We start from the raw sequence: 13,816 nt of genomic DNA on the forward strand, positions 1-13,816 counted from the left end.
AATTCGCCCAGCGCTTCAAACATCATCGGCTCACCGGTGGATCGCGTTCCCTGGAAAATATATCGACCCTGTGCTGTCTCCAGCGGCCGCTTTTTCCGCATTCGCCGTCAGGCACCCGTAATTCTTGTCGTAACAAGCGCGGACGCTGGCATTTACGTCAGGCAGTTTTCCGGCGCATGCGAACTGCCAGGCTATCTCATCCCAAGCCGAAGTGATCTCAGGCAGGAATTGCTGCGGGACCAAGACGAGTAAGCCAAGCCCTCAGACCAGTTGCCCTGAGGCAACCCAAAATGCGACACAAACTGGCGTTCGTATCCAATCGGCTGATCATCCAGCCTTCCGCTCGGGTTCAATCCGGCTTTCCAGCAGCGGCATGTCGAGGCTCGGAATCTCCGGCATAGCCTTACCAGCGATTGCCTGCAGGTCCCCGACCATGCCAACGGTAGAGTCAATTACGGACAGAATCTGTGTCTCGCGCTTCGCCCATTGGCGGCCCATGAATTTGCGTTCCTTATCGAGGTCCTCTCGCATGTCGTTGAACTTCTCAACCACGGCTTCCACCCGCTGCCGAAACTTTGTGCCGGTCAAATATTGATAAACCTGTTCCATCTTGGTTTGCTGGCCTTGCTGGACCATGCGGGAATTACTGACATCGATAAGTGCCTGACGAAGAGCAACAGCTACCGGTACGGCGCAGCGAGGATGCGCTACCCAGACTCCGTCGATCAGATCGAAATGCTCAACATGTTTCGGGAGCGCTTGCGATACAATGAGTGCCACATCGGCGGCACTACGCCGTTGGTCCTCGCGTAGCTTCGCAAGCCATCCATCGCTCCACGCCTTGGTGCGCTTGGATTCCCAGAGTATCACCCCGGCAGGTTGGCCGATGGTGCCATTGACCTGCTGTACCAGGTCGGCGCCAAGTTCACCTTTGCCGACCGGCTCAATCACATCGGCGGGAAAGCGGCCGCGAAGCACACCTTCGAGCTCGAGTTCGAGAACCTCCCCCTGAGACTGCTGTGATCCCTGTTCAGCCTTCCGCTTGAGCTCTTCGATGGTGCGCGTCATGGATTCAATCGTTTGGTCCTTCTCCGCAACCCGCAGCCGCGCAGCATCGTCGGCCTCCTGCCTGGCCCGTAAGCGGATCTGTTCGACGGACGCTTGCACTCGCTTTTCCACAGTCAAATCAAGTTCGCGCTTTTCCTCGTCGAGTGCGCGCTGCTTGCGCATCAGCTCGGCCTGGGCCTGCTGCGCTTCGGCGAGCTTGGCATTATTCGCTTCAAGCGCCTGGCGAAGTTCTAACGCTTCCGCGGCGCGCGCCGTCAATTCGGCTGCTGCGGCTTCGCGCGCCTTCTTGGCTTCGGCGGCCACCAACTGCCCACGCTCCGCTGCAAGCCGCTTTGCGATCTGGTCGTCGATTTGCTCACGATCCCTCAGGAGCTGCTCGCGTTCTGCGCGCAGAGACTCGGCCCTATTGGCGATCTCGGCATCTTTGGTCGCCAACAACTCCTGGAAATGCCGTCGTGTTTGTGCAAGCAAAGGGGCGGCAAGGGATTCCGTCAACCGAATCTCGTGATCGCAGTTCGGGCAACGCAAGGTGGGCTCATGCGCGGCGCCGACCGCGACTGCTCTGAAGTTCATGACCCCACCTCTTTGGACATCGCTATATTGCCGGACAAGACGTGATCCGGCCAAGTTTGCCAAGTTTGCGATCCCGGTTTACCGTGATTTCCACATTCCAGTCGAACCGTCTTGACATCCGGATCGGATTTTCCACTGAAACCGGGCTCAAAGGACGTGCTTTGGGAGCGGTCTGACGGGGCGCCCCCCGGAATGTCCGGCCTCGAGAGCTTCCTCATGAAGGGACCTCGAAGTGCCAGGGGTCTGCAGTTGGCTTGGGCTTGAACTTATCAATCCTTCACTTGGTCGAGCGCAGTTTATCGCCAAATCGCTTATGGCCCTTTGTGAGCCGGCGACCGCCTGACAGGATCGACAGGCTGGCCTGACAGGCCGCCTGCTCCCGAGATGCCGACACACATGACCATGGGGCGAGCCATGCGGGGTGAGGCCTCTGTCCTGTTGTCACACACGGGCATAGCGGTATCGCCCCTTCAGGTTAGCGTTCATAAAGCCTCCGACCGAGGAAGCTCGCATAAGCTCTTCATAGATCTGCTGCGGCACCTCAAAATACTGATAAACTGAACCGGTCTTGAACAGAACCTCAAGAATGCGACTATCTGGATCGTAACCGATCTCAGCCACGTTCGAAGAAGTCACCTGATCTCGTCTCACTTCGTATCTCCTGTCTCAGAAACGTCTGCTTCAATTGCCTCAACAAAAACATTGGGCGGCCGCGGATTCTGGCGCCGCCACAGCTCGACCGCCTCGGAATAGTTTGCCGGATCCAACTTTTGATTCCAGCCGCCCGGTCCTTCGTAGCCCTCGGCTTCCGATCCAGCGACGACCACTTTCGGGTCAGAACTGTCGGGCCGTCGATTGGCACTCGGCGGATTAATGAGCGTACGGATAGGCAGATTCACCGCCTCGCCAATGATGACAGCCTCCCCGGTTCGAAGGATGGGGAGCATTGCAAAGAGACCATCCAGATTGTCGGAAGCAGCACCCTTCACATGATTACGGTCTTCAGCGTTACTTAGGCGCAGTGCGAACAGGGTCCCGCACTGCGAGAGAATAGTTTGATCAATTTCCGCTGGCCGCTGGCTGACGAGCATCATGCCTATCCCGTATTTGCGCCCCTCCTTCGCAATCCTGCGAACCGCCGTTGAGGCAATCTGCTTTTCGTTCAAATAGACATGCGCCTCTTCGAGGACGACGAGCAACGGACGCTCTCGTCCGCCCTCTGGGATGCTTCGTGCCCAGTACAGGGCATCGTAAGCGATGCGCAGAACCGCCCCGACCAGCTCCGACTGGATAGAGGGTGGAATATTCGACAGATCGAGAATGGTGACCGGACTGCGGTCGCCAAGCCAATCCGCCAGCAATGTATCGAGATCTTGCTCAGTCTTGCCGTTCTCCGCCGGGCAGTACGGCCCTGGCCGCAACAAGAAATCAAATCGCGGGTCGCGAATCTTGGAGCCAAGCGCATCTATCTGCCGGCTGATCGATAGTGGCGACCGGCTCAGCCTTATCTTCTCAGCATCACCCTTGATGTCCTTTGCGGCGCGGAACCGGGGTGGTATTCCTCTTATCGCGCTCCCCTCCTGCACCGGCTTGTTCGTCGCCGGATCAAGCTCCAGCGCCCATGTGTCTCGTGATTGAGCTTGTCCGTCGCGCTCGACGTGGGTTGATCGCATGTCACAATGCATATCGAACCAAAGCTTGTGAATGCTGAATGGAACGGGTGTATCAACGCTTAGGGTATCCGCATCAACACCGGGAGCCGGTCGAGCCTTCAGCCCTTCGAGCTTAAGCGCCATGATACGATCGATGATCGCTCCGCGATCGCCGGGGTTTTCAATCGTACCAAGCGTTATTGGTAACAACTCGTCGAGAGTCATCGCCCAGTAAGGGATATAGAGAGGTCGCTCTCCTTTCCTGATATCGGGATTGATACGAAAGATTGCGGCTCTATCCTGTAGCGCCTTACCATACTCTCCGTGGATATCGATGACCAGGATGCGCGCCGACGGATAGCGGCGGCGATCCGATAGCGCAGCCAGCAAGCCTGCAACCGTTGTCGATTTTCCCGAACCAGTCGTCCCGAGTACAGCACTGTGTCGCGTAACGAGCTTATCAATCTCTATGAGAGCTGGAATGCTGCTGGCGCTCGCAAGCTGCCCGACTTGCACAAAGCGATAGTCGTTAGGCCGACCATAGATCGTCCTGAGATCGGTTTCGGTGACCAGATGAGCGGTGTCACCGACTGTAGGAAACTGAGAGATTCCTCTATCAAACCGAGCGCCAGGCTGACCTTCCCCGACAAGCTGAATGGTCATCCACCTATTGCCGTGGATTTCCACATCCGCCAGCCGCTCGGGTACCGCACTCGCACCAACGTGTGAAATTACGGCATAAAGATTCACGAACCCCAGCGGAATTCGAACAAAGCCACCGACCTGTCCAACACGGTAGCTTTGTCCTTCAATGAAGCTCAATCCAGAAACCGTCTCGCTTCCAAGCTTTACCCGAACTGTCGCCCCGCTTACGTCTTCCACTGTTCCCAATAATGTAGGATCTGTTCGAGCCATTGCAGTTACCTCGGTTCACCCACAGTGCTGGAAACGAGGCGCAGGAAATCTCCAAATTTTGCAAAGTTGCCAACCTCAAATTCGCAAGGACGAGGCGCGTCTGAGTCTGTTCCCGCGACTTCCGCACCGACCGTGAATACTTCGGCCAGGGCGGCTGCGTCTCGGGCCGGCGTCATGATCCAACCGCCCTCCCGCCGTCTGATGACGGCCCGGTCCTTTGCCATGACAGACAGATTTGAATTCTCCGTCGCAAGCTTCACTGCGGCGGGGTAGCGCGAGAGAGCGTCGTATTGGACAGCGAAACACGCGGCCGACGGATTGGAGCGCAGGCAATCGATCAGAGCCTCGTTGATGTGCTCGTCTCCAAATGAATATCCCAGGATGAAGAGGGCAACGGGGCGTTCGCCCCGCTTCAGAAATGTTTTCAGCCGATCCGCCATTACCAGATAAGGCATTCGCCGGCTTTCGTCGTACTTCAGGTGCGAGGGATGAATGAGGAGCTCATCACCGGCGTCTTCGCGGTCGGTTCGCACCACAACCTTTGAGGCTCTGTTGAAACGCCAGTTGATGGAGCCGTGCAGCTTCCACAAACGAGCCCATCTCTGGGGCACCTCACCGTCCTCAATCGCCTTTTGATCAAAGAAGGGACGAGACGAGCCTACAAATCCATCAAAGTACGGCACCTGCTGATGTTCGAGGGCTTCTTCAAGGAGCATGTCGTAGTTTGTTGTAAAGAGCTCAGTCGATGGGGAGCGATGGCGCCCCACGTATTCCGCTAGCGAATGATACGGCGTCCAATCAAGCGGAAGAGATCGCTTCACTCTCGCTCCGATAGACTTGCAGATATGCCGGTCGAGCGCTGCCAGCTCATCAGCCGAAAGCCCCCTAACGCCCACCTTTCCGGCCACTTCGCGAAATTGCCGCACACGATTGAGCATTAGCTCAACGTTAGGCGATTCAATCTCGTCCTCCTTGAATAGCTCCAGGAGCTTTGAATACGCCTCTTTCGCGTCGTCCGTCGCGATTAGAACTTCGTGAATGTGGGCGGTGAGACCTCGAATGTCGGGGATAATTGACGACATCCCCTTATCGCCGTCGACCATCACTGCGCACGGGCAGCCCGCCCCCAAGAAGAACCCAATCGGGAGCTTGTCTGCTGCGAGCGTTTGCCGGAGCTGAGATACACACTGATGGGCATCGTGCCCGAATGCCATTGTCTTGCTTCCTATGTCTCGAACCAATTTTGTTCTTGCAATAATTGTCTAATACTTAGATTGCAACCGTTAAGAACGACACGTCACCCCGCTGAACGATCTCTCGCAAGCCGACCACGCGATAATTCTCAATAAGGATACATCCAATAGGTCGTGTTGAGCTCGTCAGGCATGGAGCGCAGGGTGGGCGTGCGCTGGGGAGGTTTAAGGTGCGCCGTGGAAGAGATGATCCGGCCTATGTCGTCGAGGACTGCGCGGCTGGTTGAGTATGTACTGTGGTTCAGAGCGAACATGTCGCTGCCGATGGCGGAAACATCGATCGTTTCAATGCCGGGCACGAGAGTCGGCCCTTTTCCGGTCACGAGGCCCATTCTGGATTTGGATTGCGCCTTCTTCATAGAGGCGAGCAAGGCGCGATCGGTGGAAGATGCGTAAAGGGTTACGGCGCCGGCTGCTGACTTGATCTGGTTCGCCCGCTCCAAATAAAGATCGCGGTCTACGTCCGGAGCTGCGAATATCAGTTCAGTAACCCCGAGCGTCGTCTGGCTCAGCGCAGCCTGCTGCAACGCGGCCAGGACCACCTCGCTGCCCAGGCTGTGGGCAATTACGATGATCCTTGAGACCTTCCCCTCTTTCTTGATCAGCTGGAGGAGATCGAACAGACCGTCCGGCGCATAGAGCGCGCTCTCGCGGTCGTAGTCATAGTCGAGCAGTCCGCCCTTGGACGGCCAGGAATACATCATGACGCGACCCTTGTAGTTGGCGTCAAATGCGATTTGCGCCGCCTTGAAAGCAGCATCCGGGAAGGCAACGTTATAGCCATGCACGAAGAGCATCAGGCTGTCGGCCGGATTGGCGATAGCGGAGGCAAACTCTTCGCGAGAGAGACGATTCAGCTTCTGAATTCGGAAGTGCTTTCCATCATCCTCCGCCTCCTTGCGCAGTCCAAACCAGCTCGTCCCGGGCGTTTCCACCTCGCCCATCTTGTGAACGATGGGAATGCTCACCGTCACGTAGCCGAAGGTGTTGGCAGGAGCCCGGCCATAGGAGATCTGGCTCAACTCCAGAGCGGGCCCGCCCGTCACCACGCGATTCGTCGCGAAGTAGACCGGCACCAGGCCCTTGATCTTGTTGGCCGCCACCTCTCCTCCCGGAGCAGGAGGCGCTTCCTCACTTGCCTCACCGGTTGCCGGTCGGTGGGCATGGTGACGGTACCGCGCACCATAGTGGTAGTAGCCCGGACCATGGCGGTAGCCGTATCCCTTGAAAGCGCTCCCATGTTTCTGATGCGTTTTGTTAACCTGCGGCTCGGCCGGCTGCGCGGTTGGACCTTGGTGCGCGCAAGCAGTTGCGAGCGCGCAGAACAGAACAATGAGGATTGTCCGCAGCCATTGAAAGGGATGGGCGAGCCGACCCGGCCCGCCTTGAGCCTCATCTGGCGATGTCAGCATGACCATTGATCCGACACCTACTTTGCAAGGGTCTGAGAAAGATTGACGGTCGCGCCCAGCCATCCGCGGTACCTGTCCACGGCAGGTCCGCTGGTGAGCTTGTAGGTGAAGCGGGCCTGCGCCCCGCCGTCGCCTATCGCGCAAGCGATATTGCCGGCACCGTTTGCTGTCTCGACGTGCCATGAGCAACCTGTGATGCGGTAGCCCGGTTCAGCCGGGAAGGTGTCGGCGTAATCCGCGGAATGCTCGGCAAATACGACCGGGTGATCGTCCTTGGTCTTGTCGACCGTATACGAGCGCTCTAGCTGCTTCGGCTCAACGAGCTGCGAGACCGGAATGTTTACGATGAGACGCCGGTCTTCCGGCAAGATCGCACCGGCAAGGATTTCGGGGATCTTCATGCCGGCGTTCGCTTGCGTTTGCACATGCGTGGAATTCAGCTTGCTCCAGTTCTCAAACGAGATCGTGGTATCGACCCACTTCGTCCAGCAAACGGATGGCTGGGGAATGGCGCTGATCATTCCGTAGAGGGGGCTTGCGGTAATGACGGTGGCGGGGATGATAAAGTTGACGCCAGAGACTTGCGCGTCGTTCCACTTGACGATGCCTCCGACCGCAATTCCCAGCAATGCGCCGAACTCGTTGAATGCGGGCCCCCCGCTGTTGCCGACGTTCATGACCGTATCGGTCTGCCATCGGCCAGTGGGGTTGGACTGGTTGCTTATCAGACCGCTCGATATGCTGAGATCCAGATCGAGAGGATAGCCGAGCAGATACAGCTGCGTCCCCATCGGCGCCTGCTGGTTGTCGTCGATCACCGGCATCGGACACCGTGAGGTGCCCCCGCTGTCGCCGGCGGGCTGCGACAATTCGAGGAGCGCCAGGTCCCTGGCATCGTCGCGATGAACCGCAGTGACCTTGATCGGGTTTGCGTTGCGCGACCCGAGCCGGGCATTGATCTCCAGGGTCTTGTAGTTCTCCTCGCGTCCGATCACATGGCTGTTGGTCAGCACGAGATGATCGCCGATGAGCAGCCCGGAGCCGCCGCCGACTTCCCGCTTGCCGTTAAACATGACGCCAACGTACTGGACGTGAACCGTCCTGACGTTGTACCGCGCGGCTATCTGCACCGCGGCGCGGTCCGCCTGCGCGGGATCGCACATCGCAGCAAGAAGGCCGACTGTCAGGAGGGATAGAACGTTCTGACGGCGGCGATATCGAGTGGGCTTAATTGTCCGTTTCCGTTCCATGCGGGATTACAATAGTTCATGATGGAATTGGGGTCGTACTTGGTGACTTTATAATCGCCGACCGAGCCTGAAGCCTTTTCGTTCCGGCACTGCTCCGGGGCGTCGTCGCGATTCTGTTCGTGCGTGAAGCCAAGCGCATGTCCGAATTCGTGGACTGCAACGGCGCGAATGCAAAATTCCCGTCTGCCGCGACAGCCCGTGCTCCAATGATTGAAACTGAAATTGAGCGTCATGCCGGAAGGCCTGGCATCCAGGTATTTCCCGACGACTTCAGTGTGAGCCCCCTCATCGGCGACCCGCACGTGTAAGCCGGGCGCGCCGTCCGTGCAGGACGGCCAGGTCTTTGCGAACCAGACGCCGCCTTGCGCCGCAGTCTCCCAGGTCTCCGCCACGGCTTTTCGCACGAGGTCGGCGTACTTGCGGTCCTGCGGCCGCAGGTTTTCCCAGCAGACCGGGATCTCCTTGATGTCCCACTTGGAGCCGCGGATCACCGTGCCGAACAGCTCCATTTCGGACACTCCCGAGGGGAGCGCAGGTTGCGCATTCGCGCCCCAGCACGACAGGAGCGCGAGCAGCAGAACGAGTCTGGATAGCCAGAGGCGAAACATTTTCTACTGCGACGGGGTCGGGGACGGCGGGAAGACAGGCACAGGCGCGACAATAAAGCCATTTGTTCGAGGCCCGGCGCCTGGGCGACGGCCGGCCGCTCCGCCACCTCCGGGGAATTCCTGAGACTTCTCTCCTCCCGGCAGCGGCGTGGTGTACATGGGGTTGTCCTTTGATCCGAGCGGCGGCGTCTTCTCCGCATAGCCTGCGGAGCCGGATTTCGCTCCATTGGCCAGGACCGCATTCGGACCATTGATATAGATTCCGAGATTGCTGAACTGCTGTGAGGAAGCAGAAGCCTGGACCGCAGCCGGGGTCCAACGTGTGGAAGTCAGGGAGTACTTTGCCTCGGCTCCGCCTGTGACCTGGATCGAAAACGTGTACGTCATCTGCGCCGGCTCGGCTTTCTCCGAAGGCATTGCCGGTGACAGATCGTTGGCTGCGATGAGAATGGCATTGTCCCGCAACCAGGCCGCCAGCGGCTTGGAGGCATCGACAGTAATGCGCTTATAGGCGGTTCGCTCCGGATACTTGTTCTCTGCGAGCGCTTCCAGCTCAGTCAAATCGGCAGGCGTTCCGCGATAGCAGCCGCGCTCGTACAATGCCGGCCCCGCGGCCCGCGGCGACGTATCCGACGCAAGCTGGGCATTCTGTTTTAAGAGGAATGACCAGATCAGGTCATAGGTGTCCTGGGCCGAAGCGGTGGGGCCGACATGGGTCACGTCGTTACTGGTCGCGGACAGAATACGCTTGTAATCGAATGCCGTACCGGATCCGAGCCCGCCCGTATCGGTTACCTTCAACTCCAGAAAGAACGTGCCGTACAGAAACGGATCGATGTCGAAATAGGCGTACCTGTTGAAGGCCTCTTCAGGCCGGGTCTTGGAGATCTTCAGATACTGCGTCCGCCTCTCGCGCTCGATCTGGTAGAAGGTCACCACCTCACACCTGATCGACTTGAGGAAATACGGCAGCTCACCGGCAGTGATCACACCTGTCTGCGGATCATGCACGTAGTACAGGCTGGTGCACCCGCCCATCGCAAGGCAAACGCCAACGCAAGCCGCGGCTCGGCTGAAATTCCACATAGACTCGCCCCCTTCCGCGTCGCTGAGCACGCGCGGATTTTCCCGCCCAGATAGAAAAGGGTCTTCTGACGCTCGTCAATAGCATCCCGACGACAATGCAGCTTTTCGTTGCTATTTCAGGTTTGCGCGCAGATTTTCCCTGGCGTGCAGCGCCAATTGGGACACACAGTTGTGCGGAACGACGAAGATCGGTGAGCAGCGACTCGAACCGGTTGCAAGTGCGTCAGCTGACGACTATGGATGGTGCATATTTCTGATTGATTTGGAATGAAGCGTTTGCCCAGGCCCGTGGACAGCCAAACCGAGGATGCGGCCTTCGATACCTGGAAAGAAGCAGCGCGCCAACTTTCCCGGCGACAGGCATCCATCAGGAATGCGGGACGAGACGAGCTCAGGCATGCTCTCATCGATCTCGATGCACTATTTCATAAGGCCCCGGGAAGTGTTGGCAAGGCGTACCGGAATCTTACGGAAAAACGAATCGAAACCGCCCGCGAGATCTTCACCGAGGCTATTGGAGACGGCCGTATCCTGTGGTCGTTGACCGATCAGACACCTGAACTCTCTGCCGTCACGCTGGGCGGCCTCATACGGGAAATCGACCGGGTGCTCGCAGAGCGGCGCTCCCAGTGGCCGATCGCGCCGAGCCATTGGCACCTCGAGAAGCTTGGATGCTGGTTCATCCCGCGGCAGGGCGTGAGCGCCTTACGCACCGCCCGACGGGGACAAGCCTACTCGAAGCGGGGCATGCTGTTTCACCGGATATTGCCTGACGTCATTCAGGGGTACCCGGTCCACGTGGTTGATAACCGGACTCTGCACAGCAAAGCCGCGGACGCGAGGAAGTGGCGGATGGGAGCTTGCCTGTTTGAGGCATTGGAGCCCGTGCCTGAGTTCTCGGTCATCGATGACGAGAAACGGTTCATTGTCATCGGCATCAAGGCTTCTTCCGCCGAGGGCACGATCTCGACCCAGATCACGGATGCCCTGAGAGAGAATTGCATCGCAATTGTCTGGCCCGAGCTGACCGTGCCGCCGGACTTGCGCGAGAAGATCGTCAGGCTCGTTCGGGATCGTGACGTCATGGACGAGCTCGAGGCGCCCGAACTTCTCATTCCAGGGACCTGGCACGAAACAAACGGTCAGGGGATCGTCAACCGCGCCCGGATCTACGACGGGTATGGAGAGGAACGTCTGGTCTACGACAAGATCGCTCCTTACGGCGACGACGATTGGGGCACCGAAAACATCATTGCGGGACGTCGCATATGCGTGCTTGCAACGGAAGGCGCCCTGATCGGAATCGCCGTCTGCCTCGACTTCTGTGACGTAGGTTCTAGTCCTTTCGGCAGTCTCGACGTTGACGTGATGCTGGTGCCCTCGATGGGTAACGATCGAACCATGCAAGGTCATCAGACGACCGCGACCCAAGTCGAAGTGAAGTTCGGGACGCGAAGCTTCGTGGTGCAACATCCGACCGGTGCGAGTTCGAAAGATGGTCGACTTGGTACAATATTACCTCTCCTCAAGGAACCCAACTCCGTTCCCGCGGCGAGCCTGGGTCAAAAAACCGTATGGAAGGGTTACGACTGGCCGGTTTGACACCTAGATTCCGGTCCTCAAATCAGAGTAAAGCGTTGTAAAGCGTCCTTAACCGTCATGATGTAGACCGCTCCCATGTTGGACTCGGCACTGGAAAAGATAGAGACCGGCGAAGTCAGCGCGCGCGAGGCGAGGGCCACCATTTCGGCGCTTCTCAAGGAAGGGTCCGAAAAGGGGCTCGAACGCCTTTACGCGGCCCTCGGTGCCTGGCTTTGGAACTCACTCGAGGGCCGCCGTCGCGACGGTGAGCTCCGGGAGTGGTTCGACATCCTGCGACGAACGAGCGCGACGCTTGCGCCGAAGAATGCCGCCTACGCCGAGCGCTTCAGAGCGTTCTATGACCTTCTTCAGATGTCCATCAACACCTCAAAGGTGATCCGGCCAAGCGAGGTCATGCATCGCCAGCACGTGGTCCCGATTCTGAAGTTGCTCCGGGACGCTCCGACACATCAGCTGGAGAAGATGGCGATTGCCAGGAAGTTGGATCTGAGAGACGCCAATCTCAGCCGGGTTCTCCATCTGATGACAAACGCGCGGTTGGTGGAACGGACAACCGAGGGAAAATTCGCGCAATTTGCCTTGACGAGAGAGGGGCGGCTCGCATTGGAGAAGCGCGAAGCCAAGGAGCACGACAAGCAGAGGCTTGTCGCTCTCACTCCGCGTGAAATTTTGCCGACTATCGCCCACCCTGCTCACGGAGCAGGGGGCGCGGATCTGTACGTTCGTGCTTTCGTTGACGCAATACAGGGACCCGGCCACGGCTCGGGCACGCTCGGATTATTATCTGCGGGAGACCAAGTTGGTTTTCGGCGAGCGGTTGAGGAATGGCTGCAACATCTCCATGGGCCTTCGCCTGCCGTTCCCGGCTACATGAAGGTCAGAGCGAAGAGCTCGTATCACGGATCGATGGTCGTCATCGTGCCGACGAAGAAGACCGACATGCAGGGCTACATACCGATCGAGACTGACACATCCAAGTCAACCTCCTTCCCTGCGGGCATGCTGCAGCTTCATGAAGAGGAAACTGATCATGCCGAATGAGGATCTTGGAGTTTCCAATATGTCCGATGTGGCTATCGATCCCGACTCGGTCGTGTTGTACGGGAATTCCCTCGTCGACCGTGTGACCTATGTGTCTGCTACCTTTAGCTCGCTGATCATGAGCATGGGGAAGGTTGCAGGGGATGGACGTGAAGTGCTGGTCCCTCTGGTCGAGGTCAAGTTCGAGGGACCCGCAGCCCATGATGAGAGTGCGTCCAAGACGTTCTTTTCGGAGATGATGCCGCTTGAGAATATCGCTTTCATTCTGGAGGACATCTCCAGCGATCTCACGACCGTTTGCCGTCACCTGAGCGAGGTAAGCGCGGGGCCGGTCAAACCTGATATCAAACGGCTGAGCGAAACGAGACGATTTTTGGCCGAAGCAAAGGGCAACCTCGAAAAGTGTCTGGGCGACCTGGAAAGGATTGCCTGAGGGCTATCAGCTTCGGCCGACGATGAGGATCCTTGTCGATTTCGTTTGCGGCAAGAGAGATCCTCCTCAAACCGCTTCACACTTATCCGGATCATGCTCCAGCCCGGCGAATTAACCGGGCATTAAAGGGCCACCACTCCGACGTCTTTCCAGGATGGCGGCTCCGCTTAGGACGGCCGCGCGCGGCACCTGCAACCGCGCCACCAGCGAGACCAGCACCGCCGGCGGCAACCCGCGCGCCCGCCTGAACTTCGAGGGATTGGTGATGAATATCGGCAACGCTTCGCCGAGCGCGCCCTCAAAGGTGGATAGTCCTGTCGCCATCGGGCCGAGAGTTTCACGGGCTTCCTTCAAAGCTTTCTGGAAGGCTTCCGTATCAGCCACACGCTCACGGAGCAGCGCAATCCTCTCAGAGGTCAGCGTGTCGTCGGCCCCGCACAATGGGCAATCGATGGAATGCTCTGCCTCATGCACGGAAGGCAGGGCGAGCGCCTCGCGGAACAAGTTGGCAACCGGCCCGTACGAAGCCTGATCAAACTCCGCAGTTTCATCCGGCGTCGCCTTCCCAGATCACGACCCAAAGCTGTATACTCCATACCTTATATCGCGACGAGCTTGATCACAGTGCGAGGCTCAACCGCCGCAACTGCGCAACTACGTGTACATTTCCAAGGGAAAGCTGGATGTCTATCTTCCCCACGCCCTTAAGGGATCGGCCATTTTCTTGACCCTTCCGAACTGGCCGCTGCTGAGAAACAGGTGGTCGACATCAAACTTCGAGACCATATGGCGGCCATGTCGAGACGCCCGCGCAGACCGCTTAGCAAAGACTGGCCGATCCGCTAGGCCCTACACCATGCTTAACCCGCAAATAGTTTCTGCCATTCGAACGCACAGCATAGCCGACTTTCACCAAGAAGGTT

The 13,816-nt window shown here is 58.2% G+C and carries 12 protein-coding genes; 3 read left to right on the forward strand and 9 right to left on the reverse strand.

What is annotated here, in order from left to right; genetic code table 11:
• Window positions 1–327 precede the first annotated feature (327 nt).
• The 8 genes from CI41S_RS13770 to CI41S_RS13805 form a co-directional block, all read right to left on the reverse strand.
• Entirely contained in the window at window positions 328–1,641 is a 1,314-nt protein-coding gene (locus tag CI41S_RS13770; protein ID WP_139482233.1) for a DUF2130 domain-containing protein, read from the reverse strand.
• A 441-nt stretch (window positions 1,642–2,082) separates the two neighbouring features.
• Window positions 2,083–2,292, reverse strand: coding sequence for a KTSC domain-containing protein (locus CI41S_RS44315; RefSeq protein ID WP_172626801.1), 210 nt, complete (start codon window positions 2,290–2,292; stop codon window positions 2,083–2,085).
• On the reverse strand, window positions 2,289–4,208 hold the full coding sequence (locus CI41S_RS13775) for an ATP-binding protein (protein WP_172626802.1): 1,920 nt from the start codon (window positions 4,206–4,208) through the stop codon (window positions 2,289–2,291). The genes CI41S_RS44315 and CI41S_RS13775 overlap by 4 nt, the downstream gene beginning before the upstream one ends.
• Before the next feature lie 5 nt (window positions 4,209–4,213).
• Window positions 4,214–5,311, reverse strand: a complete 1,098-nt coding sequence (locus tag CI41S_RS13780; RefSeq protein ID WP_172626803.1) for an SIR2 family protein — start codon at window positions 5,309–5,311, stop codon at window positions 4,214–4,216.
• Window positions 5,312–5,550: 239 nt separating this feature from the next.
• On the reverse strand, window positions 5,551–6,879 hold the full coding sequence (locus CI41S_RS13785; RefSeq protein WP_244626505.1) for an alpha/beta hydrolase: 1,329 nt from the start codon (window positions 6,877–6,879) through the stop codon (window positions 5,551–5,553).
• An 11-nt stretch (window positions 6,880–6,890) separates the two neighbouring features.
• Entirely contained in the window at window positions 6,891–7,946 is a 1,056-nt protein-coding gene (locus CI41S_RS44320; RefSeq protein ID WP_244622232.1) for a S1 family peptidase, read from the reverse strand.
• 110 nt (window positions 7,947–8,056) lie between these two features.
• A complete protein-coding gene (locus tag CI41S_RS13800; RefSeq protein WP_244622233.1) occupies window positions 8,057–8,632 on the reverse strand; it encodes a M12 family metallopeptidase in 576 nt (191 codons plus the stop codon).
• A 102-nt stretch (window positions 8,633–8,734) separates the two neighbouring features.
• Window positions 8,735–9,847 (reverse strand): hypothetical protein, encoded by a 1,113-nt coding sequence (locus CI41S_RS13805; RefSeq protein WP_172626804.1) that lies wholly within the window; start codon window positions 9,845–9,847, stop codon window positions 8,735–8,737.
• 237 nt (window positions 9,848–10,084) lie between these two features.
• Between CI41S_RS13805 and CI41S_RS13810 the strand changes: the two genes are divergently transcribed.
• From CI41S_RS13810 to CI41S_RS13820, 3 genes are all read left to right on the forward strand, one after another.
• Window positions 10,085–11,419, forward strand: a complete 1,335-nt coding sequence (locus CI41S_RS13810) for a carbon-nitrogen hydrolase family protein (protein ID WP_139859659.1) — start codon at window positions 10,085–10,087, stop codon at window positions 11,417–11,419.
• A gap of 75 nt (window positions 11,420–11,494) precedes the next feature.
• Window positions 11,495–12,460: a helix-turn-helix domain-containing protein gene (locus CI41S_RS13815; RefSeq protein WP_139482239.1), complete on the forward strand. Its 966-nt coding sequence runs from the start codon at window positions 11,495–11,497 to the stop codon at window positions 12,458–12,460.
• Complete coding sequence (locus CI41S_RS13820; protein WP_139482240.1) at window positions 12,450–12,893, forward strand: hypothetical protein; 444 nt, start codon at window positions 12,450–12,452, stop codon at window positions 12,891–12,893. Before CI41S_RS13815 ends, CI41S_RS13820 begins: the two co-directional genes overlap by 11 nt.
• A 111-nt stretch (window positions 12,894–13,004) precedes the next feature.
• Here the strand turns inward: CI41S_RS13820 and CI41S_RS13825 are convergent, their stop codons facing one another.
• The gene (locus CI41S_RS13825; protein ID WP_139859661.1) at window positions 13,005–13,397 is read right to left on the reverse strand and encodes a hypothetical protein; all 393 of its coding nucleotides are present in this window, start codon (window positions 13,395–13,397) and stop codon (window positions 13,005–13,007) included.
• Between the last annotated feature and the right edge of the window lie 419 nt (window positions 13,398–13,816).

Origin of the sequence: Bradyrhizobium ivorense, assembly GCF_900696085.1 — a bacterium.
Classification (GTDB): domain Bacteria; phylum Pseudomonadota; class Alphaproteobacteria; order Rhizobiales; family Xanthobacteraceae; genus Bradyrhizobium; species Bradyrhizobium ivorense.